The organism is Ancylobacter sp. GW821-FHT10E12 (assembly GCF_058809335.1).
The window spans coordinates 313,030-336,634 of the sequence record NZ_JBXASN010000001.1; the positions used below are offsets into that span (position 1 = coordinate 313,030).

Annotated in this window: 25 protein-coding genes; 12 read left to right on the forward strand and 13 right to left on the reverse strand. The window is 68.5% G+C overall.

The window, feature by feature from the left end:
• Positions 1 to 21: 21 nt before the first annotated feature.
• The 4 genes from panB to der all read left to right on the forward strand — a co-directional run bounded on the left by panB (position 22) and on the right by der (position 3,385).
• Positions 22 to 843 (forward strand): 3-methyl-2-oxobutanoate hydroxymethyltransferase, encoded by an 822-nt coding sequence (gene panB, locus AC1RU4_RS01580; protein ID WP_492889230.1) that lies wholly within the window; start codon positions 22 to 24, stop codon positions 841 to 843.
• 146 nt (positions 844 to 989) lie between these two features.
• A complete protein-coding gene (locus tag AC1RU4_RS01585) occupies positions 990 to 1,691 on the forward strand; it encodes a tetratricopeptide repeat protein (RefSeq protein WP_492889232.1) in 702 nt (233 codons plus the stop codon).
• Positions 1,692 to 1,701: 10 nt separating this feature from the next.
• Complete coding sequence (locus tag AC1RU4_RS01590) at positions 1,702 to 1,980, forward strand: hypothetical protein (protein WP_492889233.1); 279 nt, start codon at positions 1,702 to 1,704, stop codon at positions 1,978 to 1,980.
• A gap of 52 nt (positions 1,981 to 2,032) precedes the next feature.
• A complete protein-coding gene (gene der / locus AC1RU4_RS01595; RefSeq protein WP_492889234.1) occupies positions 2,033 to 3,385 on the forward strand; it encodes a ribosome biogenesis GTPase Der in 1,353 nt (450 codons plus the stop codon).
• 6 nt (positions 3,386 to 3,391) lie between these two features.
• Here der and AC1RU4_RS01600 read toward each other — a convergent pair whose 3' ends face one another.
• Positions 3,392 to 3,856, reverse strand: a complete 465-nt coding sequence (locus AC1RU4_RS01600) for an Lrp/AsnC family transcriptional regulator (protein WP_492889236.1) — start codon at positions 3,854 to 3,856, stop codon at positions 3,392 to 3,394.
• A 112-nt stretch (positions 3,857 to 3,968) separates the two neighbouring features.
• Here AC1RU4_RS01600 and AC1RU4_RS01605 point away from each other — a divergent pair, with 112 nt between their 5' ends.
• Entirely contained in the window at positions 3,969 to 4,901 is a 933-nt protein-coding gene (locus tag AC1RU4_RS01605) for a DMT family transporter (protein WP_492889237.1), read from the forward strand.
• Here AC1RU4_RS01605 and AC1RU4_RS01610 read toward each other — a convergent pair.
• From AC1RU4_RS01610 to rpsF, 12 genes are all read right to left on the reverse strand, one after another.
• Positions 4,876 to 5,634, reverse strand: coding sequence for an SDR family NAD(P)-dependent oxidoreductase (locus AC1RU4_RS01610; protein ID WP_492889238.1), 759 nt, complete (start codon positions 5,632 to 5,634; stop codon positions 4,876 to 4,878). The genes AC1RU4_RS01605 and AC1RU4_RS01610 overlap by 26 nt on opposite strands.
• Before the next feature lie 19 nt (positions 5,635 to 5,653).
• On the reverse strand, positions 5,654 to 6,070 hold the full coding sequence (locus AC1RU4_RS01615) for a VOC family protein (protein WP_492889239.1): 417 nt from the start codon (positions 6,068 to 6,070) through the stop codon (positions 5,654 to 5,656).
• 20 nt (positions 6,071 to 6,090) lie between these two features.
• The gene (purF, locus tag AC1RU4_RS01620; RefSeq protein WP_492889240.1) at positions 6,091 to 7,596 is read right to left on the reverse strand and encodes an amidophosphoribosyltransferase; all 1,506 of its coding nucleotides are present in this window, start codon (positions 7,594 to 7,596) and stop codon (positions 6,091 to 6,093) included.
• A 123-nt stretch (positions 7,597 to 7,719) separates the two neighbouring features.
• On the reverse strand, positions 7,720 to 8,298 hold the full coding sequence (locus AC1RU4_RS01625) for a CvpA family protein (protein ID WP_492889241.1): 579 nt from the start codon (positions 8,296 to 8,298) through the stop codon (positions 7,720 to 7,722).
• Between the two features lie 114 nt (positions 8,299 to 8,412).
• Complete coding sequence (gene radA, locus AC1RU4_RS01630; RefSeq protein ID WP_492889242.1) at positions 8,413 to 9,867, reverse strand: DNA repair protein RadA; 1,455 nt, start codon at positions 9,865 to 9,867, stop codon at positions 8,413 to 8,415.
• Positions 9,868 to 9,951: 84 nt separating this feature from the next.
• Positions 9,952 to 11,097 (reverse strand): alanine racemase, encoded by a 1,146-nt coding sequence (alr, locus tag AC1RU4_RS01635; RefSeq protein WP_492889243.1) that lies wholly within the window; start codon positions 11,095 to 11,097, stop codon positions 9,952 to 9,954.
• A gap of 10 nt (positions 11,098 to 11,107) precedes the next feature.
• Positions 11,108 to 12,592, reverse strand: coding sequence for a replicative DNA helicase (locus tag AC1RU4_RS01640; protein WP_492889244.1), 1,485 nt, complete (start codon positions 12,590 to 12,592; stop codon positions 11,108 to 11,110).
• Between the two features lie 156 nt (positions 12,593 to 12,748).
• On the reverse strand, positions 12,749 to 14,008 hold the full coding sequence (locus AC1RU4_RS01645; RefSeq protein ID WP_492889245.1) for a cyclopropane fatty acid synthase: 1,260 nt from the start codon (positions 14,006 to 14,008) through the stop codon (positions 12,749 to 12,751).
• Between the two features lie 196 nt (positions 14,009 to 14,204).
• Positions 14,205 to 14,768 (reverse strand): 50S ribosomal protein L9, encoded by a 564-nt coding sequence (rplI, locus tag AC1RU4_RS01650; RefSeq protein WP_492889246.1) that lies wholly within the window; start codon positions 14,766 to 14,768, stop codon positions 14,205 to 14,207.
• A gap of 38 nt (positions 14,769 to 14,806) precedes the next feature.
• Positions 14,807 to 15,763 (reverse strand): DUF2232 domain-containing protein, encoded by a 957-nt coding sequence (locus AC1RU4_RS01655; protein ID WP_492889247.1) that lies wholly within the window; start codon positions 15,761 to 15,763, stop codon positions 14,807 to 14,809.
• 145 nt (positions 15,764 to 15,908) lie between these two features.
• The gene (gene rpsR, locus AC1RU4_RS01660; RefSeq protein WP_492889248.1) at positions 15,909 to 16,172 is read right to left on the reverse strand and encodes a 30S ribosomal protein S18; all 264 of its coding nucleotides are present in this window, start codon (positions 16,170 to 16,172) and stop codon (positions 15,909 to 15,911) included.
• Positions 16,172 to 16,642, reverse strand: a complete 471-nt coding sequence (rpsF, locus tag AC1RU4_RS01665) for a 30S ribosomal protein S6 (RefSeq protein WP_492889249.1) — start codon at positions 16,640 to 16,642, stop codon at positions 16,172 to 16,174. The genes rpsR and rpsF overlap by 1 nt, the downstream gene beginning before the upstream one ends.
• A 388-nt stretch (positions 16,643 to 17,030) precedes the next feature.
• On the opposite strand from rpsF, the gene fabD reads away from it, so the two are divergent.
• From fabD to gmk, 7 genes are all read left to right on the forward strand, one after another.
• Positions 17,031 to 17,981: an ACP S-malonyltransferase gene (gene fabD / locus AC1RU4_RS01670; protein ID WP_492889250.1), complete on the forward strand. Its 951-nt coding sequence runs from the start codon at positions 17,031 to 17,033 to the stop codon at positions 17,979 to 17,981.
• Between the two features lie 17 nt (positions 17,982 to 17,998).
• Positions 17,999 to 18,736 carry a 3-oxoacyl-[acyl-carrier-protein] reductase gene (gene fabG / locus AC1RU4_RS01675; RefSeq protein WP_492889251.1) on the forward strand — a complete coding sequence of 246 codons (738 nt, stop codon included), beginning with the start codon at positions 17,999 to 18,001 and terminating at the stop codon, positions 18,734 to 18,736.
• A gap of 233 nt (positions 18,737 to 18,969) precedes the next feature.
• Positions 18,970 to 19,206, forward strand: coding sequence for an acyl carrier protein (locus AC1RU4_RS01680; RefSeq protein ID WP_492889252.1), 237 nt, complete (start codon positions 18,970 to 18,972; stop codon positions 19,204 to 19,206).
• A 74-nt stretch (positions 19,207 to 19,280) separates the two neighbouring features.
• Positions 19,281 to 20,543 carry a beta-ketoacyl-ACP synthase II gene (gene fabF, locus AC1RU4_RS01685; protein ID WP_492889253.1) on the forward strand — a complete coding sequence of 421 codons (1,263 nt, stop codon included), beginning with the start codon at positions 19,281 to 19,283 and terminating at the stop codon, positions 20,541 to 20,543.
• A 212-nt stretch (positions 20,544 to 20,755) separates the two neighbouring features.
• Positions 20,756 to 21,967: an endolytic transglycosylase MltG gene (gene mltG / locus AC1RU4_RS01690; protein ID WP_492889254.1), complete on the forward strand. Its 1,212-nt coding sequence runs from the start codon at positions 20,756 to 20,758 to the stop codon at positions 21,965 to 21,967.
• A 78-nt stretch (positions 21,968 to 22,045) separates the two neighbouring features.
• Positions 22,046 to 22,933, forward strand: a complete 888-nt coding sequence (locus tag AC1RU4_RS01695; RefSeq protein WP_492889255.1) for a YicC/YloC family endoribonuclease — start codon at positions 22,046 to 22,048, stop codon at positions 22,931 to 22,933.
• 5 nt (positions 22,934 to 22,938) lie between these two features.
• On the forward strand, positions 22,939 to 23,604 hold the full coding sequence (gene gmk, locus AC1RU4_RS01700; protein ID WP_492889256.1) for a guanylate kinase: 666 nt from the start codon (positions 22,939 to 22,941) through the stop codon (positions 23,602 to 23,604).
• Position 23,605: the final 1 nt, after the last annotated feature.

The window sequence follows — 23,605 nt, forward strand, 5'->3', positions numbered from 1 at the left end:
GGCCGAAACGAGGAAGTGCCCATGTCCGTCCAGTCCGCCGCCCGTCGCCTCACCGCGCCCGACATCCGCGCCAGGAAGGGCGGCGATCCGATCGTCTCGCTCACCGCCTATCACGCCCACACTGCCCGGCTGATCGACCCGCATGTCGACTTCATGCTGGTGGGTGATTCGCTCGGCATGGTGATGCACGGCATGGAGACCACCGTGCCGGTGACGGTGGAGATGATGATTTTGCAGGGACAGGCGGTGATGCGCGGCTCCTCGCGGGCGCTCGTCGTCGTCGACCTGCCCTTCGGCTCCTATGAGGGCTCGCCGCAGCAGGCCTTCGCCACCGCCTCGCGGGTGCTGAAGGAAACCGGCGCCGGCGCCATCAAGCTCGAGGGCGGGCGGCGCATGGCCGAGACGGTGCGCTTCCTCGCCGACCGCGGCGTGCCGGTGATGGGCCATGTCGGCCTGACCCCACAGGCGATCAACACGCTCGGCTCGTTCAAGGCGCTGGGCCGCGACGAGGCGGGCGCCGAACTCATTCGCGACGACGCCCGCGCCATCGCCGATGCCGGCGCCTTCGCCATCGTGCTGGAGGCGATGTCCGAGCCGGTGGCGCGGGCCATCACCGAGGAGGTGGGGCCGCCGACCATCGGCATTGGCGGCTCGGTCGCCTGCGACGGGCAGATCCTGGTGCTGGAGGACATGCTCGGCCTCTCCGACCGGGTGCCGCGCTTCGTCAAGAAGTTCGCCGAGATCGGCCCGGCCATCGGCGCGGCGGTGGAAGCCTATGCCAGCGAGGTGCGCGGGCGCAGTTTTCCCGGACCGGAGCATGTCTACGCGCCGAAGAAATCGTGAGCTTCAGGCGCGCGCCGGCTGTCGCAGCGCCGCATTTGCCTTGCTGAAGCCGCATCGCTAGTTTACGCGGCCTTTCCTGGTGCTGGATTGCCGCCGCTTGCGCGCGGCTCCGGCGCTTCCCCGAAGACCTCTCCACGGATCGCGACATGGCTGACATTTTCCACGAAATCGACGAGGACCTTCGTCGCGAGCGGTTCGGCCGCCTGTGGAAACGCTATGGCGCGTTCGTCATCGGCCTCGCGGTCCTCATCGTCGTCGCGGCCGGTGGCTGGCGTGGCTACGAATGGTGGAAGCTGCAGCAGGAGGAAGCCTCCGGCGCCCGCTTCGAGGCGGCGCTGAAGCTCGCCGCCGACGGCAAGCACGCCGAGGCCGAGGCGGCCCTGCAGGCGCTGGAGAAGGACGGCACCGGCGGCTATCGGACGCTGGCACGCTTCCGCGCCGCCGCCGAGCAGGCCTCCACCGACCGTGCCGCGGCGGTGACGGCCTATGACGGCCTTGCCGATGATTCGTCGCTGAACGGGCTGATGCGCGACGTCGCCCGGCTGCGCGCCGCCACGCTGCTGGTCGACACCGCCCCGGCCGCCGACATCGCCGCCCGCATGCAGCCGCTTGACACCCCGACCGGCCCGTTCCGAAATTCCGCGCGCGAACTGGTCGGCCTCGCTCAGTACAAGGCCGGCGACTTCGCGGCCGCCGCCAGGACCTTCGAGGCGATCCTGTCCGACGGGCAGGCCCCTCCGGGACTGCGCCAGCGCGCCGACCTGATGCGCACGCTCGCCGCAGCCAGTGCTCCCCCGCCTCCGGCCGCGGCGCCCGCCGCCGCGCCGGCGGCTCCGGCCGTGCAATAGGAGGCTTCCGATGCCGTCCCACATGCGTGCCGCGCACCGCGCGGCTCTCGTGATCGCCGCGTTGTCGCTGGCCTTTGCCACCGCCGGCTGCGAGACGATCGACAAGATCAATCCCTTCGTCGAGAAGGAAAAGAAGCTGCCGGGAGCCCGTGCGCCGGTGTTTCCCGAGGGCGTGCCGGGCGTCGACTACAACGCGCCGCCGCCGCAGCCGGCCAATTCGGGCTATGACTACACGCCGTCGTCCGATGCCTCGGGCACCCAGCCGGCCGCCGTCAAACCCGCCCAGTAGCTTCCGGTCCAGTAATCCGGCCCAGTGATTTTCGGCGCGGGGGCGCCATCCGATGACCATGACCGTCGCCATCGTCGGCCGCCCGAATGTGGGCAAGTCGACGCTGTTCAATCGCCTCGTCGGCAAGCGCCTCGCGCTGGTCGACGACCGGCCCGGCGTGACCCGCGACCGGCGCGAAGGCGAAGCGCGGCTCGGCCATCTCTCCTTCCGCGTCATCGACACCGCCGGGCTGGAGGAGGCCAAGGCCGAGAGCCTCGAAGGACGGATGCGGGCGCAGACCGAGGCGGCGATCGACGATGCCGACGTGCTGCTGTTCCTCATCGACGCCCGCGCCGGCCTGACGCCGACCGACCGTTCCTTCGCCGAGCTGGCGCGCCGTTCCGGCAAGCACACCATTCTCGTCGCCAACAAGAGCGAGGGCAAAGGCGCGGTGGCCGGCGCGCTGGATTCCTATGCGCTCGGCCTCGGCGACCCGGTGGAGCTTTCCGCCGAGCATGGCGAGGGCATGGGCGACCTGCTGCGCGCGCTGGTGCAGTGCTACCCGGATGACGACGAGGCCTTCGACGAGGAAGTCGACGACAGCGAGGGCGAGCGGCCCATCCGCGTCGCCGTGCTCGGCCGCCCCAATGCCGGCAAGTCGACGCTGATCAACGCGCTGCTCGGCGAGGACCGGCTCTTGACCGGGCCGGAAGCCGGCATCACCCGCGATTCCATCGCCGTGGATGTCGAGCGCCACGGCGTGAAGCTGAAGGTGTTCGATACTGCCGGCATGCGCAAGCGGGCCCGCATCGAGGACAAGCTGGAGAAGCTCTCGGTTGCCGACGGCCTGCGCGCGGCGAAATTCGCCGAAGTGGTGGTGGTGCTGATCGATGCCACCCATCCCTTCGAGGAGCAGGACCTGCGTATCGCCGACTTGGCGCTGCGCGAGGGGCGGGCGCTGGTGCTGGCCTTGAGCAAGAGCGACCTCGTCAAGGACCAGGCCGGCTTCGCCAAGCGCATGCGCGAGGAGGCCGACCACTGGCTGCCGCAGGCGCGCGGCATGCCGGTCGTCATGGTCTCCGGCCTCACCGGCGAGGGGCTCGACCGGCTGGTCAAGGCGATCGAGGGGACGTACGAGGTGTGGAACCGCCGCGTCGCCACCAATCCGCTCAACCGCTGGCTCATCGAGACCACCGACCAGCATCCGCCACCGGCGGTGTCGGGCCGGCGCATCAAGCTGCGCTACATCACCCAGCCCAAGGCCCGGCCGCCGAGCTTCGTGCTGTTCTGCTCGCGCGCCGATGCGCTGCCGGAGAGCTATATCCGCTATCTGGTGAATGGGCTGCGCGCCACCTTCGACCTGCCGGGCGTGCCGATCCGCCTGACGCTGCGCGAGAAGGACAATCCCTACGCCGAGAAGGAGTGAGGGCGCTCACTCCAGCGGCGGCAGGCGCCGACGCACCGCCTCCGACTTGATGACGGCGGTGCTGGTGACGGCGTGGTCGCACAGTCCCTCAAGCACGGCGTCCATTTCCTCGACGCTGCGCACCACCAGTTGCGCCAGGAACGGGTCGTCGCCGGTGATCTTGTGGCATTCGACGATGTTCGGGCAGGCCTCGATCAACGTCTCCACGAGATGCAGCTTGCCGGGCAGCGGGCGGATGCGGACCATGGCACGTATGGCATAGCCGAGCGCCCGCGGGTCGACATCGACCGTGAACGCCGCCAGCACGCCGGAATCGTGCAGCCGTCGCACCCGCTCGGCGACGCCGGGCGCCGACATGCCGACGAGGCGGGCCAGCTCGCTCATCGGGGTGCGCGCATCGCGGTCGAGCGCGGCGAGCAGGCGGGCATCGACGGGGTCAAGGGCGGGCTTTTCGGATTGAAGAGGTTTCATCGGTCCGGCCTTCGTTGCTGACGCATTTTGGCGCGTGCGGCTTCGATCATCCATTCGAATCGCCGCCGTCGCATGGCATTCTTGACGTCTCTCCTTTTCGGACCTTCCTGACATGCTCATCGGCATACTCGCCGGCCTTCTCACCGGGGCGCTGTGGGGCCTTACCTTCGTCGCTCCGCGCGCGGTCGAACCCTTCTCGACGCTGGATCTCGCCATCGCGCGCTACCTCGTGTTCGGGGTGGTCAGCGTGCTGCTGATGGTCGATGCGCGGTTCCGGCCGACCGGCATGACGCGCGGGCGCCTCATCGTGGGGCTGGTGCTCGGCGCCCTAGGCTATTTCGGCTATTTCCTCGCCGCCGCCAATGCGGTGCGGTTCGCCGGCGCGGTGGTGCCGCCGCTGATCATCGGCACCATGCCGGTGCTGCTGGCGGTGATCGCCAACCTGCACGAGCGCGCCGTGCGCTGGCGGCGGCTGGCGCTGCCGCTCGGCCTGATCCTCGCCGGGCTGATGGTGGTGAACGCCGCCGGCCTCAACGAGGCGGCGCCGGCGGAGCGGGACGCGATGCTCGCCGGGATCGGCCTGTCGGTCCTCGCCCTGGCCATCTGGGTGGTCTACGGGCTTGCCAATGCCGGGGTGATGCGCGCGCCCGATGCGCCGGACAGCCTGCGCTGGACCGGCCTGCAGGGCATCGGCGCCGGCCTTGCGGCGCTGGTGCTGCTGCCGCTGTTCGCCGGGCCGGCGGCCGACGTGGCGAGCGAGGCGGCGACGCTGCGCTTCGCCGGCTGGGTGCTGGCGATGGGGGTGTTCGCCTCCTGGGTCGCGACCTATTGCTGGGTCGTCGCCGCACGGCGGCTGCCATTGGCGCTCTCGGCCCAGCTGATCGTCGCCGAGACGGTGTTCGGCCTCGGCTATGGCCTTGCCTTCGAGCAGCGCTGGCCGACCGCGGTGGAGGTCACGGGCACGCTGCTGCAACTGGTCGGCGTGGTGGCGGCGGTGGCGATCTTCGCCCGCGCGTCCTCTATGCCGGAGGCGCAAAGTCCTTGAGGCTGCGGGTCGGGAAGTCGTAAAGGCGGCCGGTCTCGGTGAAGCTCGGCAGGCACAGCGAGAGGATGGCGTCCGCCACCTCTTCCGGCGCCGGCAGGGTTTCCGGGTCCTCGCTCGGGAATGCCTTGGCGCGCATGCCGGTGCGGATCGGGCCGGGATTGATCAGGTTCACCCGCAGGGCGGAAATGTTGGCGACCTCGGCCGACCAGGTGCGGGCCAGCACTTCGAGCCCGGCCTTGGTGACGGCATAGGCGCCCCAGAAGGCACGGGCCTTGTGGGCGGCGGCGGAGGAGACGAACACCGCGCGGCCGGCATCGGAGAGCCGCAGCAGCGGGTCCAGGGAGCGCACCAGCCGCCAGTTGGCGGTGAGGTTGACCGCCAGCGCGTCGTCCCATTCCTTCGGCTCGACCTGGGCGAGCGGGGTCATCGGCCCGAGCACGCCGGCATTGCCGACCAGCACGTCGAGCTTGCCGAAGCGCTCGAAGAGGGCTCCCCCGAGCCGGTCGATGGCCGGGAAATCCTTGATGTCGAGCGGCACCAGCGTGGCGGTGGAACCGACGGCGACGATGGCGTCGTCGAGTTCCTCCAGCGCGCCGGCGGTGCGGCCGGTGGCGACGACATGGGCGCCCGCTCCGGCGAGTGCCAGGGCGGTGGCCCGGCCGATGCCGCGGGTGGCGCCGGTGACGAGGGCGAGGCGGCCGGCAAGCGGCCGCGTGGCGGAAATGTCGGTCATCCGGCGTTCCTCGGAAATGTCAGTTGTCGTCGGTCATGACCACGGAGGGCGCCGAACGTTTGGCGGGGCCGTGCCAGACGGCCTCGATATTGTTGCCCTCGGGATCGAGGACGAAGGCGGCGTAATAGCCGGGATGGTAGTCGCGCGGTCCCGGCGCGCCGTTGTCGCGCCCGCCATTGGCGAGCGCAACCTCGTAAAAGCGCTGAACGGTGGCCTCGTCCGAGGCCTGGAAGGCGAGATGGGCGCGGCCGGTGGTGGGCTCGCCGGGCGAGACGAACAGCTCGTCGGCGAAGAAATAGCCATCGCCCTCGACGACCGGCACCCCGATCACCTCAAGCACCGCCTTGTAGAAGCGGAGGCTTCCCTCGAAATCGGTCACGACCAGCTGGATATGGTCGATAAGACGGCCGCGATGCCACTCGTTGAGCTCCACCATGGCCGTCTCTCCGGTTCGCCTCAGCTCGCTTCGGCCAGCAGCGAGAGCTGGCGCGGGGCGACCTCGCCGAGACGGTCGGTGAGCGGGGTCGGATACTCGCCGGTGAAGCAATGGTCGGTGAATTGCGGGGTGACATTGTCGCGCCCCTCATAACCCATCGACTTGTAGATGCCGTCGATGGACAGGAAGGCGAGGCTGTCGGCGCCGATATAGCGGCGCATGCCTTCGAGATCGTGGGTGGCGGCGAGCAGCTTGTCGCGGTCCGGCGTGTCGATGCCGTAATAGTCCGGGTGGGTGATCGGCGGCGAGGAGATGCGGAAATGCACCTCGCGGGCGCCGGCCTCGCGCATCATGCGCACGATCTTCACCGACGTCGTGCCACGGACCAGGCTGTCGTCGATCAGCACGATGCGCTTGCCCTCGACCACGGCGCGGTTCGCCGAGTGCTTCATGCGCACGCCCTGGTCGCGCACCGACTGGGTCGGCTGGATGAAGGTGCGCCCGACATAATGGTTGCGGATGATGCCGAGCTCATAGGGCAGGCCGGAGGCCTGCGAATAGCCGATGGCGGCCGGCACGCCGGAATCCGGCACCGGCACCACCAGGTCGGCATCGGCCGGCGCCTCGGCCGCCAGCTGGAAACCCATGTTCTTGCGAACCTGGTAGACCGAGCGGCCGCCGACCACCGAATCCGGCCGGGCGAAATAGATGTACTCGAAGATGCAGGGGCGCGGCGTGGCGGCCGGGAAGGGGCGCAGCGTCTCCACCTTGTCGGAGGAGAACACGATCACCTCGCCGGGTTCGACGTCCCGCACGTGGCGCGCACCGATTATGTCGAGGGCGCAGGTCTCGGAGGTCAGGATCGGGTGGCCGTCGAGCTCGCCCAGCACCAGCGGGCGGATGCCGAGCGGGTCGCGGGCGCCGACCAGCTTCTTGTTGGTGAGGCCGACAAAGGCGTAGGCGCCCTCGATGACGCGCAGCGCGTCGATGAAGCGCTCGGTGAAGCGCGGGCGCTTGGAGCGGGCGACGAGGTGCAGCATCACCTCGGTATCGGAGGTCGACTGGCAGATGGCGCCGTCGCGGATGATCTGCCGGCGCAGCGACAGGCCATTGGTGAGGTTGCCATTATGGGCGATGGCGAAGCCGCCGCCGTCGAGCTCGGCGAAGAGCGGCTGCACGTTGCGCAGGATGGTCTCGCCGGTGGTGGAATAGCGGACATGGCCGACGGCGATATGGCCGGGCAGGCGCTTGATCGCCTCGCCGTCCGAGAAGGCGTCGCCGACTAGGCCTAGCCGGCGTTCCGAATGGAAGCGCTGGCCGTCGAAGGTGGTGATGCCGGCGGCTTCCTGGCCGCGATGCTGCAGGGCGTGCAGGCCGAGCGCGGTGATGGCGGCGGCATCCGGGTGCCCGAAGATGCCGAACACGCCGCACTCCTCGCGGAGCGTATCCCCATAGGGATCGAAATCATCGGTTCCCGCCTCGCGTTTCGACGCGATGTCGAGGGGGGCCCAAGAAGGGGCCGACATATCCAGGGTCCTATGGGTCATATGACCTCACTCCGCTTCACGCAGTCCCGGCTGCGCACGCTTGTGGCTCTACGCGAACGCCGCAGCGCCGGAAACGATCCCGTTCCGGCGCTGTGCGCGACTTCACTGTGCCGGAGGTGCGGCCGGTCCCGGATTGAAAGGCTCCGGGGGAGGTTCGGTCGGTTCGGCGTCCTTCGGGCTGCGGATATCGCGTATCAGCTTCTCGGGATCTTCCGGCAACACGGAGATGAGCCAGTCGCCCGCACTTTGCAAGACCACCCGCGAATGCGCGTTGCGAATCCAGTCCGGCTGCCCCTGTTCGTTCTGGACCAGCCAGTTGAAGAACAGGAAGGCAACCACCATTATCAGGAATCCGCGCGCCAGGCCGAACAGGAAGCCCAGCGTGCGGTCCAGGGCGCCGATGCGGCTGTCCAGGATCGCGTCCGAGATGCGGACGGTGATGATCGACACCACCAGCAGCGTCAGCAGGAAAATGCCGCCGATCGCCACCGCCATGGCGAAGGTGTCCTGCGAAATATACTGTTTCGCGTAGGGCAGGGCATGCGGATAGGCATACAGCGTCACGGTCGCGGCGATGATCCAGGACGCGATGGCGAAGACCTCGCGCACGAGACCGCGCACCATGGCCAGCAGGCCGGAGATCACCATCACGGCGATCAGGATGATGTCGAGCAGCGTCAAGACGAGCGCACCGTGGTCGAACCGAAGGCCCGCAGGCAAGACCGCGGGGGCGAATCTGCAATCATCGAACCCCGAGCGGGGCCGGGCGACGTATAGCGCGGCCCGCCGGCTCCGTCATCCCTCTTGAAGGGCGTCTCTTTCCTCCGCGGCGGCACCTCTTTCCCCCGCGACGGCCCGTGCCGCCCGGCGCGGTGCCCGCGCGGCGATGCCGGCGACGAGATCCCCGAGCGAGCCGATCACGTCGAGCGGGATGGGCGAGGAGCCGGCATCGCGCTCCTTGGCTTTCGCCTCCGGCACCACGGCGCGGGAAAAGCCGAGCTTGGCCGCTTCCTTCAGCCGTGCCGGCGCGTGCGGCACCGGCCGCGCCGCGCCGGTGAGGCTGATCTCGCCGAAATAGACATTGTCCGGCGGCAGCGCCGCGCCGCTGAGCGAGGAAACCAGCGCCGCCGCCACCGCCAGATCGGCCGCCGGCTCGCTGATGCGGAAGCCGCCGGCGACATTGAGATGCACGTCATGGGCGCCGAGCTTGATGCCGCAGCGCGCTTCCAGCACCGCCAGCACCATGGAGAGCCGGTTCGGGTCCCAGCCGACCACGGCGCGGCGCGGGGTGCCGAGGCTGGTCGGCACCACCAGCGCCTGGATCTCCACCAGCACCGGGCGGGTGCCTTCCATGCCGGCATAGACGGCGGTGCCGGGCGCGCCGCGGTCGCGGTTCGACAGGAACAGCTCGGAGGGATTGGCGACCTCGGACAGGCCCAGGCCGGTCATCTCGAACACGCCGATCTCGTCGGTCGGCCCGAAGCGGTTCTTCTGCGCCCGCAGGATGCGGAACTGGTGGGCGCCGTCGCCCTCGAAGGACAGCACCGCGTCGACCATGTGTTCCACCACGCGCGGGCCGGCGATCTGGCCGTCCTTGGTGACGTGCCCGACGAGGATGACGGCGGCGCCGGCCTGCTTGGCGTAGCGGATGAGGATCTGCGCCGAGGAGCGCACCTGGGTGACGGTGCCGGGTGCGGATTCGGCGGTGTCGGTCCACATGGTCTGGATCGAATCGATCACCACCAGTACCGGCGTGCGCCCCTGCGACAGGGTGGCGACGATGTCCTCGACATTGGTTTCCGCCGCGAGCTCGACCGGCGCCCCGGCGAGGCCGAGGCGATCGGCGCGCAGGCGCACCTGCTCCACCGCCTCCTCGCCGGACACGTAGATGACGCGGTGACCGGCGCCGGCGAGGGTCGCCGACGCCTGGATGAGCAGCGTCGACTTGCCGATGCCGGGATCGCCGCCGATCAGCAGCACCGAGCCGGGCACGATGCCGCCGCCGGTCACCCGGTCGAATTCCGCGATGCCGGAGCAGGTGCGCGGCGGGCTCTCGCTGGTGCCGGAGAGCGGCTGCAATTCGATCAGCCGGCCCTTGCGGCCCGAGCGATGCGCCATCGGCAGGCTGATGCTGGCGGCCTCTTCCTGGACGATGCTGTTCCAGGCGCCGCAGGCATCGCATTTGCCCTGCCAGCGTGTATGGGCGGCACCGCAGGACTGGCAGATGAAGGCGGCGGGTTTCTTGGCCATAGGCGAGCGGATCGTTTCCGTGGAAAAGGGGCGGGCGCCGGAGCGTGCGACCTATATGGGTGTCTTATGCCGGCCGCGGGCGTCTCACGTCCAACGCCGATAATAGCGACGGCCGAGCGAGGTCAGTATCTCGTAGCCGATGGTCTGCGCATGGGCGGCGAGATCGTCGACGCCTATGCCCTCGCCGAGCAGTGTCGCCCACCCGCCAGGCTGCGTCGCGTGGTCCGGCAGGTCGGTGACGTCCACCGTCAACACGTCCATCGAGATGCGCCCGACCAGCGGGCAGCGCCGGCCGGCGATGACGACCTCGGCGCCGGGCCGGGCGTCGGAGGAACCGGCGAGCCGGGGGATGCCGTCGGCATAGCCGCCCGAGAGCACGGCGACGCGCGAGGGCCGCCGCGCCGTCTGCACGGCGCCGTAGCCGATGGTCTCGCCTTCATGCACGTCGCGGACCTGCACGATGCGCAGGTCCAGCCGCACCACCGGGCGCAGCGGCGGCCGATCGGCCCGCGCCCGTCCGCCATAGAGCGCAATGCCGGGACGCACGAGGTCGAAATGCAGCCCGGCCTCGCCGAGTGCGCCGGCGGAATTGGCGAGCGAGGCCCGCACGCCGGGAAACAGCGCGGCGACGGCACGGAAATCCTCGACCTGGCGCGCGGTCAGCGGATGGCCGGGCTCGTCGGCGCAGGCGAGGTGGCTCAGGATCAGCGCCAGCGGGAAGCCCAGTGTCGTCAGGTCCTCGGCGAGGTTGACCGCCTCGGCCGGCGAAATCCCGAGCCGGTTCATGCCGGTATCGACATGCAACGCCGCCGGCGCGGGCTGGCCGGTGCGCGCACAAAAATCCTGCCAGCGCGCGATCTCGTCGAGGCTGCCGAGCACCGGCACGAGACCGGCTTCGCGGTAGCTGCCCTCGGTGTCGGGGAACAGGCCGTTGAGGACGAAGATCTCGGCGTGCGGGAGCAGGTTTCGCAGGCGCCGCGCCTCGGCCAGCAGGGCGACGAAGAAGCTGCGGGCTCCGGCCTCCCACAGCGCGGCGGCGGCGGGCTCCAGCCCGGTGCCATAGGCATCGCCCTTGAGCACGGCGGCGCAGGCGGCGGGGGCCACATGCGCGGCGATCTGCGCGTAGTTCGCCGTGAGCGCCCCGAGATCGACGGTCAGGCGGCCGCCGGCCTCGGCGAGCGGCGGGCAATCGTGCGGTGCGGAAGCGAGAGGCGTGGACGCGTCCTGCATGGCCGGCGCCTCACCGAATGGGGATGCGGTCCTCGCGGGCGAGCGAGGAGAAGCGGGTGAATTGCGGCTCGAAGGCGACCTTCACGGTGCCGGTGGGTCCGTGACGCTGCTTGCCGATGATGACTTCCGCGGTGCCCTGGGCAGCCTTCATGTCGCTGTCCCACTTGAACCATTCCTCGGTGCCTTCCTTCGGCTCCTTGCTCTTGAGGTAATATTCCTCGCGGAACACGAACATCACCACGTCGGCATCCTGCTCGATCGAGCCAGATTCGCGCAGGTCCGAGAGCTGCGGGCGCTTGTCGTCGCGCGATTCGACCTGACGCGAGAGCTGGGAGAGCGCCATGATCGGCACCGCAAGCTCCTTGGCCAGCGCCTTGAGGCCGGTGGTGATCTCGGTGATCTCCTGCACGCGGCCTTGCGAGGAGCTCTTGGACGAGCCGGACAGCAGCTGGAGATAGTCCACCACCATGAAATCGAGGCCGCGCTGGCGCTTCAGCCGCCGGGCGCGGGCGCGCAGCTGGGCGATGGAAATGCCGCCGGTGTCGTCGATATAGAGCGGGATGGTCTGCATCATCTGCGCGCCGGCGGCGAGCTTGTCGAACTCGCTCTCGGAAATGTCGCCGCGGCGGATCTTGTAGGAGGGGATCTCGGTCTGCTCGGCGAGAATACGGGTGGCGAGCTGCTCGGCCGACATTTCCAGCGAGAAGAAGCCGCACACGCCGCCGTCGACGGCGCGGATCGAGCCGTCCGGCAGCGTTTCCGAGCGATAGGCCGCGGCGACGTTGTAGGCGATGTTGGTGGCGAGCGCCGTCTTGCCCATGCCCGGACGGCCGGCGAGGATGATGAGGTCGGACGGCTGCAGGCCGCCCATCATCGCGTCGAGATCGTCGAGGCCGCTGGCGAGGCCGGACAGGTGGCCTTCGCGCTGGAACGCGCGGCTCGCCACGTCGACGGCCTCCTTCAGCGCATTGCTGAAGCTCAGGAAGCCGCCATCGTAGCGGCCGGTCTCGGCAAGTTCGTAGAGGCGCTTCTCGGCTTCCTCGATCTGCTGCTGCGGCGTCGATTCGATCGGCGCGTCATAAGCTTCGTTCACCACCTCCTCGCCGATGGCGATGAGATCGCGGCGCACCGAAAGGTCGTAGATGGTGCGCCCGTAATCCTCGGCGTTGATGATGGTGGTGGCTTCCGCCGCCAGCCGCGCGAGATATTGCGGCGCGGTGAGCCCGCCAATGTCGAGCTCGACCGCGAGGAAGGTCTTCAGCGTGACCGGGGTGGCGACCTTGCCGGCACGGATCAGCGCGCTGGTGGTCTCGTAGACGGCGACATGCACCGGGTCGAAGAAATGCTTCGGCTGCAGGAAGTCCGACACGCGATAGAACGCCTCGTTGTTCACGAGGATGGCGCCGAGCAGAGCCTGCTCCGCCTCGATATTGTGCGGAGCCGTGCGGTAATGCGGTTCGGACGCCGCGAGGGGGCGCGCGGGAGAATCGAGCATGACGGTTCCGGCTGCGAGGGTTCAGCAAACAGCTAACGCCACCCCGGCATCCGAGTCCGGGGCGAATCGCACGCAGCCTATTTTGTCCTGTGGAGCGCCTGTGGAAAGCGGAATCGCCCTTGACGCGTTCCGCCCGGCCGCAGCCGCGGCGGCCGGCTACTCGCCCGCCAGCCGCAGATCGGGGCGATTGGCCCTTTCCATCGCCTTGAGCGCCGCCTCGGCCTCCTGGATATAGGTGCGCGTCATCGGCACCACGCCCTCGCGCTTGGCGAGCTGCACCTGGAAGATCATCATGCCCTGGTGACGGAACGCCATTTCCGAGGCGGCGAGGTAGAACTCCCACATCCGGCAGAAGCGCTCGTCATAGAGCCGCTCGGCTTCCTCGCGATGGGCGAGGAAGCGGTGGCGCCATGCCTTCAGCGTTTCGGCGTAGTGCAGGCGCAGCATCTCGATGTCGGTGACATAGAGTCCGGCGCGCTCGATGGCCGGCAGGACCTCCGACAGCGCCGGGATGTAGCCGCCCGGGAAGATGTACTTGGCCACCCAGGGATTGGTGATGCCCGGACCTTCCGAACGACCGATGGAGTGGATCAGCGCGACGCCGTCATCGTTCATCAGCTCGGCGACACGCTTGAAATAGGTGTCGTAATGGCCGACGCCGACATGCTCGAACATGCCGACCGAGACGATGCGGTCGAAGGAGCCGGGAGTCAGGCGATAGTCCTGGAGCCGGAACTCGACGCGGTCGGACAGGTCGCGTTCCTCGGCCCGGCAGCGGGCGATGCCGAGCTGTTCCTGCGACAGCGTCACGCCGGTGACGCGCGCGCCGGCATTCTGCGCCATGTACAGGCCCAGGCCGCCCCAGCCGCAGCCGATGTCGAGCGTGGTCAGGTCCGGGCGGTCGAACAGCAGCTTGGCGGCGATGTGGCGCTTCTTGGCGAGCTGGGCATCGTCCAGCGACTGGTCGGGATGCTCGAAATAGGCGCAGGAATACTGGCGGTCGGCATCGAGGAACAGCGAATAGAGCCGTCCGTCGAGATCGTAATGGTGCGCGACGTTCTTTTGCGAGCGGCCGGGCGGGTTGAACTGCGCCAGCCGGCGGAACAGGAAGCGGAAGCGCATCAGCGTCTTGGCCGGCAGGCTCGGCACCTGCAGGCCGACCTGCGACATCAGCAGCTCCAGAACGTCGGCGATGTCGCCCTGGTCGACGACCATGCCGCCTTCCATGAAGGCCTCGCCGAGCTTGAGCTCGGGATCGAGCGCGACCTGCTTCTGCCACTTCGTCGACGTGAAGCGCAGGACGAGCGGGATGCCGCTGCCGTCACCCAAGATGACCTTCCTGCCGGACGCGAGCACGACAGTAAGCGAACCACGGCTAACGACGCGCGATAGCGCGCCCATGAGCAACCGTTCCATTCGGCCGCCTCCACGGTACCAGCAGTCTTGCAGATGACTGCTTGCCCAACCAAGGGGCATGTTTGCAACTGATGCTTTTCATTGCACCACAACATTGGGAGGCCCGCAACACGCAGATTATCCGATAGGAACGCAAAAAAGCCCGGTCGCGAACGACCGGGCTACGCAATTTGGCGTATTACGTTAGGTAATAGTGTCAGGCCTGCTCGGCTTCGTCCGCCTCGGCCTCATCGGCAACTTCGGCGACATCTTCGTCCTCGTCCTCGTCACGGACGACCGACAGGTCCTCGCCGCGCGACTGGCGGGCGGCTTCTTCGGCGCTGCGGGCGATGTTGGTCTTGATCGTCACCTCGACCTCGGGATGCAGCGTCACCGGGACGGTATGCACGCCGATGGTCTTGATCGGGTGGTTGAGAACGACCTGCGAGCGGCTGACGGTGAAGCCGGCGGCGGTCAGGGCATCGGCGATGTCGCGGGTCGACACCGAGCCGTACAGCTGGCCGGTCTCGCCGGCCTGGCGGACCAGCACGACTTCGGTGCCGTTGAGCTTGGCGCCGACCTTGGAGGCTTCGTTCTTGAGTTCGAGGTTGCGGGCCTCGAGCTGGGTCTTCATCGAGTCGAAGCGGGTCTTGTTGTCCTTGGTGGCGCGCAGCGCCTTGCCCGACGGCAGCAGGAAGTTACGGGCGAAGCCGTCCTTCACGCGAACCACTTCGCCCATCTGGCCAAGCTTGGCCACGCGCTCCAGCAGAATGACTTCCATGTTGATTCTCCTTGTCGATCGTTGGTTGGTTGATGTCGTCAGATGTCGTTGGCGGCGGGCGGTCCGCCCCGGCCGCCCTTGCGGGGAAACCGGGCGCGCACGCCGAACAGGGTTTCGACGAGACCGAGCAGCGCCAGCGCCGCAAACGGCCAGCCGAGGGCAAGGGCGGCGAGCCACACCGTGCCGATGACGAGGCTGCGGCCCGGCGCGCCGCGGGTCACCGTGTGCACCACCGCAATGCCGAGCAGGCCGAAGGCCAGCAGCAGCGTGGCGGCGAGCAGCTCGACCAGCAGCCCGACGAAGCCGGAGGTGATCATGGCGCCGAGGAAGGCGCCGACGAGCAGCACCGCCGCCGCGCGCGGCAGCACCATCGCCGACAGGTCGGGCCACGGGCGCATCAGCCGGCCCGACATCCGGGCGATATGGGCGGCGAGCCAGAGATTGGCGAGCTGGGTCGCCATGGTCACCACCGCCGCCGCCGGCGGCATGATGGCGACCAGGATATCGGCGAGCCGCTCGGCGTCCGGGCCGACCTCGCCGGCACGATCGGCCAGCATCGCCTCGAACAGCACGCGCAGGGCCGCCTCGTAGTCGGCGAAATCGCCGGCGACCAGCGGGACCAGCGAGGCGACGGCAAGGCTGCCCAGCACCGCCGCGGCGAGGACAAGCCGGCCGACGGGAAACCACTCGAGCGGCGCATCGGGGCCGTCCTGCCGCGCCATCAGCGCGAGATAGGCCATCACATAGGCCGGCAGCCCGACGCCGGCGACATAGGCGACGGTCAGCTCCAGCCCGAAGAACAGGCCGGTGAGCACGGCGGCGGTGGAGGCGGCGACCAGCGCCGCTAGATGCGACCAGCCGAGGCCGGCGATGAAAACGGGCAGGGGGGCGAGATAGAACAGCGGCAGGGCCAAAGCGCTGCCGGTCGCAACAGCGGCGACCATCAGGGCGGACGCCGCACCGGCGCCGAACGCTATGAGCCAAATCATCATCATCGACGAGCTGTCCCGCTCCTTAAGCGGTTAGAGGCGGATCTAGGCCCGCCTCAGCTGAAGGCCCGACGGGATTGTCCCGCAGGCCGGTCGGAAAATCGTCAGGCGAACGTCCCCGGCATGGCTGCCGGGGACGGAATCGATGTGATCAGCGGATCACGAAGGGCAGCAGGCCGAGGAAGCGGGAACGCTTGATGGCGGCCGCGAGCTCGCGCTGCTTCTTGGCGGAGACCGCCGTGATGCGGGACGGCACGATCTTGCCGCGCTCGGAAATGTAGCGCTGCAGCAGACGCACGTCCTTGTAGTCGATCTTCGGGGCGTTGGCGCCGGAGAACGGGCAGGTCTTGCGACGACGGAAGAAAGGACGGCGCGCGCCGCCCGCGGCGGAACCGCCGGTGCTACCGAAGGCCATCATTCAGTCTCCATATTCGCGTTGGCTTCTTCACGGTCACGGCGCGGGGGACGATCGTCCCGACCGCCGCCGAAGCCGCGCCCGCCACCGCCGAAGCCGCGATCACCACCGAAGCCGCGCTCGCCACGCTCGCCGCGATCGTCACGGTCGCGCTTCTGCAGCATGACCGACTGGCCTTCCTCGAGCTCCTCGACCCGGATGGTCAGGAAGCGCAGGACGTCCTCGTCGATGCGCATCTGGCGCTCCATCTCGGCTACCGCCGGCGCCGGGGCGTCGATGTTGAGCAGAGAGAAGTGGGCCTTGCGGTTCTTGCGAATGCGGTAGGTGAGCGTCTTCACGCCCCAGTATTCGGTCTTGGAGACCGCACCGCCATTCGCCTCGATCACGCCCTTGAAGCGGGCGGTGAGTTCCTCGACCTGCTGCGCCGTTACGTCCTGGCGCGCGAGGAACACATGCTCATAAAGAGCCATGTCTCGTGCCTTTCCTATAGAATCCGCACCATTGCGGCCATCGTCCCGGCGACGAGCCCTTCGAGCCTCGCGGAAAGGCTCGAACAATCTCGAAGGCGGGGACACGGGACGCGCGGAAACATCGAAGATTCCGACATCGCGACGAGCGCGACCGTCCGTTCAGCCCCCGGCCGGGACCGACAGTGCGCGGGCTTATACGCGAAAACGCCGGGAAATCAAGGTTTGTCCCGAATATCAGCCATGCCGGGTCGTGGCGTTTCCCGCGCGCGTGTAAGTCCGTTGTAAAGAGCGTCGCTTTCCTGCCGCCTCCGGTGGCGCCTGCGCTTGACAGGGCCCGCGCATCGGTGTTCCTGCCCGCGCCTATCGTCAACCTGCGGACATCATCTGCATGAGCACAGCTTTCGTTTTCCCCGGTCAGGGCAGTCAGGTCGTCGGCATGGGCAAGTCGCTCGCCGACAACTTCGCCGTTGCCCGCGCCATTTTCGCGGAAGTGGACGAGGCTCTCGGCGAGAAACTGTCCGCGGTGATGTGGGACGGCCCCATCGAGACGCTGACCCTGACCGCCAACGCCCAGCCGGCGCTGATGGCCACCTCGCTGGCGGCGATCCGCGTGCTGGAGGCGGAGGCCGGCCTCGACCTCGCGCGCGACGCCGCCTTCGTCGCCGGCCATTCGCTGGGCGAATATTCGGCGCTCGCCGCCGCCGGCGCCCTGTCGGTCGCCGATACGGCGCGGCTGCTGCGGCTGCGCGGTATCGCCATGCAGGCCGCGGTGCCGGTGGGGGCCGGCGCCATGGCCGCCATTCTCGGGCTCGACTACGACAAGGTCGTCGCCGTCGCCGCGGAAGCGGCGCAGGGCCAGGTCTGCGACATCGCCAATGACAACGCGCCCGGCCAGGTCGTGGTCTCGGGTGATGCCGTCGCCATCGAGCGGGTGGTCGAGATCGCCAAGCGCGAAGGCGCCGCCCGCGCCATCCTGCTCTCGGTTTCCGCGCCTTTCCATTGCCGGCTGATCGTGTCGGCGGCCGACGCGATGCGCGATGCGCTCGGCAAGGTCGAGGTCGCCTCGCCGAAAGTGCCCGTCGTCGCCAATGTGACGGCCGCGCCGGTGACCGATCCCGGCATGATCCGCGAATTGCTGACCCGGCAGGTGACCGGCACGGTGCGCTGGCGCGAATCGGTGGCCTTCATGGCCGGCGAGGGCGTGACGCGGCTCGTCGAGGTCGGCTCCGGCAAGGTGCTGTCCGGCCTCACCAAGCGCATCGCCCGGCAGGTCGCCTCCGCCAATGTCGGCACTGCCGAGGACGTCGCCGCCTTTGCCCCGCTCGGCGCATCCGCCTGAGAGCAGCAGGAGATTCCATGTTCGACCTGACCGGCAAGACCGCCCTCGTCACCGGCGCCACGGGTGGCATCGGCGGCGCCATCGCCAAGTCGCTGCACGCTCGCGGCGCGACCGTCGCGATCTCGGGAACCCGCCGCGAGGCGCTCGACGCGCTTGCCGGCGAGATGGGCGAGCGCAGCTTCGTGCTGCCCTGCAACCTCGCCTCCAGCGAGGAAGTGGAAAAGCTGGTGCCGCAGGCGGAGGAGGCGATGGGTGTCGTCGACATCCTCGTCAACAATGCCGGCATCACCCGCGACGGCCTGTTCGTGCGCCTCACCGACGAGGCGTGGGACACGGTGATCTCGGTGAACCTGACCGCCGGCTTCCGGCTGATGCGCGCCGCCGCCCGCAACATGATGCGCCGGCGCACCGGCCGCATCATCGGCATCACCTCCATCGTCGGCGTCACCGGCAATGCCGGGCAGGGCAATTATGCCGCCGCCAAGGCCGGCATGATCGGCATGTCCAAGGCGCTCGCCAAGGAAGTGGCGGCGCGCGGCGTGACGGTGAACTGCATCGCGCCCGGCTTCATCGCCACGCCGATGACCGACGTGCTGAACGACAAGCAGCGCGAGGCGATTCTCTCCAACGTTCCGGCCGGCCGGCTGGGCGCGCCGGAGGACATCGCGGCCGCCGCCGTCTATCTCGCCTCCGACGAGGCCGCCTATGTCACCGGCCAGACGCTGCATGTGAATGGCGGAATGGCGATGATCTGACCAAAGCCGCTGAATTCCGGCGGTTCCGGCGCTGGCAGCGGCGCTGGTTTTGCCAGATGAAGTGTGCTAACGACCGCCACGGCTCACAGGGGGGTCGGACGTCGCCGACGAGAAGCGACGTGTCCGCGACATCCTGTAATCGGGGCAGATAACAGGCGGTTTTCCGGCTCGCCCGGATGGCCGTCTAGATGGAAACAACGTAGCAACCTCCGGATACGGACGAGGGTGGACCGATGAGCGATATTGCCGAGCGCGTGAAGAAGATTGTAGCCGAGCATCTGGGCGTCGAGCCCGAGAAGGTTACCGACAATGCCAGCTTCATCGACGATCTCGGCGCTGACAGCCTCGACACTGTCGAGCTGGTGATGGCCTTCGAAGAGGCCTTCAATTGCGAGATTCCCGATGACGCCGCCGAGACGATCCTGACCGTCGGCGATGCGATCAAGTTCCTTGAGAAGAACGCCGCCTGAGAGCGGCCCGATGCGGCTGCGACGGCCTGGCCGTCGCAGCGCGCTGTGCTCCTGGTGATTTCCGGAGAGATTGAATGAGGCGCGTCGTCGTTACCGGCCTCGGCATGGTGACGCCGCTCGGGTGCGGCGTCGAAACCAGCTGGAAGAACATTCTCGCGGGCAGGAGCGGTGCTCGCGTGGTCGACACGTTCCAGGTCGACGACCTGCCCTGCAAGATCGCCTGCCAGGTCCAGCGCGGCGACGGCTCCGACGTGACCTTCAATCCCGACCAGTGGATGGAGCCGAAGGAGCAGCGCAAGGTCGACGATTTCATCATCTATGCGATGGCTGCGGCCCGGCAGGCGCTCGACGATGCCGGATGGCATCCGAGCACCTACGAGGAGCAGATCGTCTCGGGCGTGATGATCGGCTCGGGCATCGGCGGCCTTCAGGGCATCGCCGAAACCAGCATCCTGCTCAAGGAGCGCGGTCCGCGCCGGGTGTCGCCCTTCTTCATCCCCGGACGCCTCATCAATCTCGCCGGCGGCTATGTCTCCATCGCCCATGGGCTGAAAGGCCCGAATCACGCGGTGGTCACCGCCTGCTCGACCGGCTCCCATGCCATCGGCGATGCCGCCCGCCTCGTTGCGCTCGGCGATGCCGAGGTCATGGTCGCCGGCGGCGCCGAGTCGCCGATCAGCCGCATCGGCATGGCCGGCTTTGCCGCCTGTCGCGCGCTTTCCACCAGCTATAACGACACGCCGGAGAAGGCCTCGCGCCCCTATGACAAGGATCGCGACGGTTTCGTCATGGGCGAAGGCGCGGGAGTGGTGGTGGTCGAGGCCCTCGATCATGCGCTGGCGCGCGGCGCGCGGATCTACGGCGAAATCGTCGGCTACGGCATGTCGGGCGACGCCTTCCACATCACCGCCCCGTCCGAAGACGGCGATGGCGCCTATCGCTGCATGAGCGCCGCCCTGAAGCGGGCGGGGATCACGCCTTCCGAGATCGACTACATCAACGCGCATGGCACCTCCACCATGGCGGACGAGATCGAGCTGGGCGCGGTGCAGCGGCTCGTCGGCAATGCGGGCGCGACCATCTCGATGTCGTCGACCAAGTCGTCGATCGGCCATCTGCTTGGCGCCGCGGGCGCGGTCGAGGCGATTTTCTCGCTGCTCGCCATTCGCGATCAGATCGTGCCGCCGACCATCAACCTGGATAATCCGTCGGTGGAGACGCCGATCGACCTCGTGCCCCACACGCCGCGCGAGCGCCATGTGGAATATGCCCTGTCGAACTCGTTCGGCTTCGGCGGCACCAATGCCTCGCTGGTGTTCCGGCGCTACGCCCATTGACGCGAGGCGGGGAGGGCACGGCCCGGCTTCCCGCTTTCGCCATATTTGAGGGTAGTCTGCCTCGAGCGTCGCGCCGCCCGCGCACGCCGCAGTGTCGACCATTGGAATAAAGTTTTCGCAATGGTCGGGGTTGCAGATCGAGCAAATCGCGGCATGGTCCGCTCGCCGGGATCGCCCGATCCTTGCGGAACCTGCCCACGGCGAGGCCCCCGATGACTGACGAGAATTCGCCGGCTCCCGGATCGACCCCCGCCGAGGTGCCGTCCAGCCAAGCGCTTCCCCCCGAGATCCCGCCTGCGGAGCCGATCGCCGCAGCGCCTCCGCCGCCCCCTCCGCCGCCGTCGCGCGCCAAGAAGGCCAAGGCGGCGCACAAGGCCTCGCAGCGGGCGAATCATCCTCTGGTGGTGGCCGGCAGCGCCGTGTTCACGCTGCTGCTCGTCGCCATCCTGCTCGGCGGCGGCGCGTTCTGGATCGGCAAGTCGCGCTATGTCGAGCCCGGACCGCTGGTCGCCGACACGACGCTGGTGATTCCCGGCGAATACGGGCTGATGGACATCGCCGATCTGCTGGCGAGCAAGGGCATCATCAACGACAAATGGGTGTTCGTCGCCGCGGCGGTGGGCACCCGCTCCTCCGGCCGGCTTAAGGCGGGCGAGTATGGCTTCGCCGCGGCCGCCTCGACCCGCGATGTGCTCGATACCCTCGTGTCGGGCAAGGTGATCGAATACAACATCACCATTCCCGAAGGCCTGACGAGCGACCAGATCGTCCAGCGACTTGCCGAATTCGACGTGCTTTCCGGCACGGTGCGGCAGGTGCCGCGCGAGGGCAGCCTGTTGCCGGAGACCTACAAGGTCACCCGCGGCACGTCGCGGGAAGACATCCTGCGGCGCATGGCGCGCTCGCAGCAGGCGATTCTGCAGGAGGTCTGGCAGAAGCGCGACCCCTCGGTGCCGCTGCGCAGTCCCGAGGAGCTGGTGATCCTCGCCTCCATCGTCGAGAAGGAGACCGGCGAGGCCGACGAACGCTCGCGCGTCGCCGCGGTGTTCATCAACCGGCTCGACAAGAAGATGCGGCTCCAGTCCGATCCGACCATCATCTACGGGCTGGTGCGCGGCAAGGGGAGGCTGGAACGCCCGATCACCCGTGCCGACATCACCACCCCGACCCCGTTCAACACCTATGCCATCCTCGGCCTGCCGCCCGGTCCGATCGGCAATCCCGGCCGCGCCTCGCTGGAGGCGACGGCCAGTCCGGCCAAGACCAAGGACCTCTATTTCGTCGCCGACGGCACCGGGGGGCACGTCTTCGCTGAGACGCTGGACCAGCACAACCGCAATGTCGCCCGCTGGCGGCAGATCGAGCGCCAGCAGCCGGCCGCCGCCGGGGTTTCCGGTAATACCGGCGCGCCGCCGCCCGATTGATCCGCGCAACCGCTTGAGGGCCGGAGCGTCGCTGGCTATGGTCCGCGCGCCCGAGCAATGTCGGGGGGAGTGTGCTTCATGGCGCTGGCCAGCATGACGGGGTTTTCACGCACGCAAGGGCTCTCAGGTGCCTGGAGCTGGGCGTGGGAGCTCAAATCGGTCAATGGCAAGGGGCTCGACCTGCGCCTGCGCCTGCCGGGCGGCTGGGACGCGCTGGAGGCTCCTCTCAAGGCCATGGCCTCCAAGCGGCTGTCGCGCGGCAATATCAACGCCAATCTGACCATGACCCGCGCCGATTCGGCGGTGAGCGTTCGGGTGAACGAAGAGGTGCTGCGCGCGGTGGCCGGGTCGGTCTCCCGCATCGCCGCCGAGATGGGCGCCCCGCCGGTCCAGCTCGAGAGCCTGCTCGGGCTCAAGGGCGTGATGGAGATCGCCGAATCCGAGGATACGCCCGAGGAGCGCCGGGCGGCGGAAGCTGCGGTGACTGCCGGCTTCGAGGCGGCGCTCGAGGCGCTGATCGCCATGCGGGCCGGCGAAGGCGCGGCGCTGAGCGCGGTGCTGGGCGAACGGCTCGACGGCATCGCCCGCCTGACGGCCGCCGCCGAGGCCAATCCGGCGCGCCGGCCGGAGGCGATCCGCGCCAGGCTCGCCGAGCAGATCGCCGTGCTGGCCGGCAACCCGAGCGGATTCGACCCGGACCGGCTGCATCAGGAAGCGCTGATGCTGGCCAGCAAGGTCGATGTGCGCGAGGAACTCGACCGGCTGGTCGCCCATGTGGCGGCCGCCCGCACCATGCTGGCGGAGGGCGGCCCGGTCGGACGACGGCTCGACTTCCTCGCCCAGGAATTCAACCGCGAAACCAATACGCTTTGCTCCAAGGCCAATGACGTGTCGCTGACGGCGATTGGTCTGGAGCTGAAGGGGCTCGTCGAGCAGTTCCGCGAACAGGTCCAGAATATCGAGTGAGGCGCATGAACGCGGCACTAACCGAAATCGCCATCGCCCGACGCGGGCTGATGCTGGTGTTGTCCTCGCCCTCCGGGGCGGGCAAGTCGACGCTGGCACGGCTGCTGCTGGAAAAGCACCCGGAGATCTATCTCTCGGTTTCGGTGACGACGCGCGAGCGGCGGCCGAGCGAGGTGGAAGGAGTGCACTACCACTTCCTCACCCGCGAGCGCTTCCAGCGGATGCGCGATTCCGGCGATCTGCTCGAATCGGCGGAGGTGCACGGCAATTTCTACGGCACGCCGCGCGAGCCGGTAGAGGCGGCGCTGTCCTCCGGCCGGGATGTGCTGTTCGACATCGACTATCAGGGCACGTTGCAGCTGTACGAGAAGATGCGCTCCGACATTGTCGGGGTGTTCATCCTGCCGCCTTCCGCTTCCGAGCTGAAGATGCGGCTGGAGCGGCGGGCGGAAGACGCCTCCGGCGTGATCGAGAAGCGGCTGAAAAACGCCCGCACCGAGATCGCCCACTGGACCGAATATGACTACGTGCTGGTGAACCAGGACCTGGACAAGACCTTCACCAGCCTGCGCCAGATTCTCGCCACCGAACGGTTGCGCCGGGAGCGCCAACTGGGCCTGCCGCCCATCATCGAGCGGCTGGACTCCGAGCTCGCGGCGTTGACCGACTGAG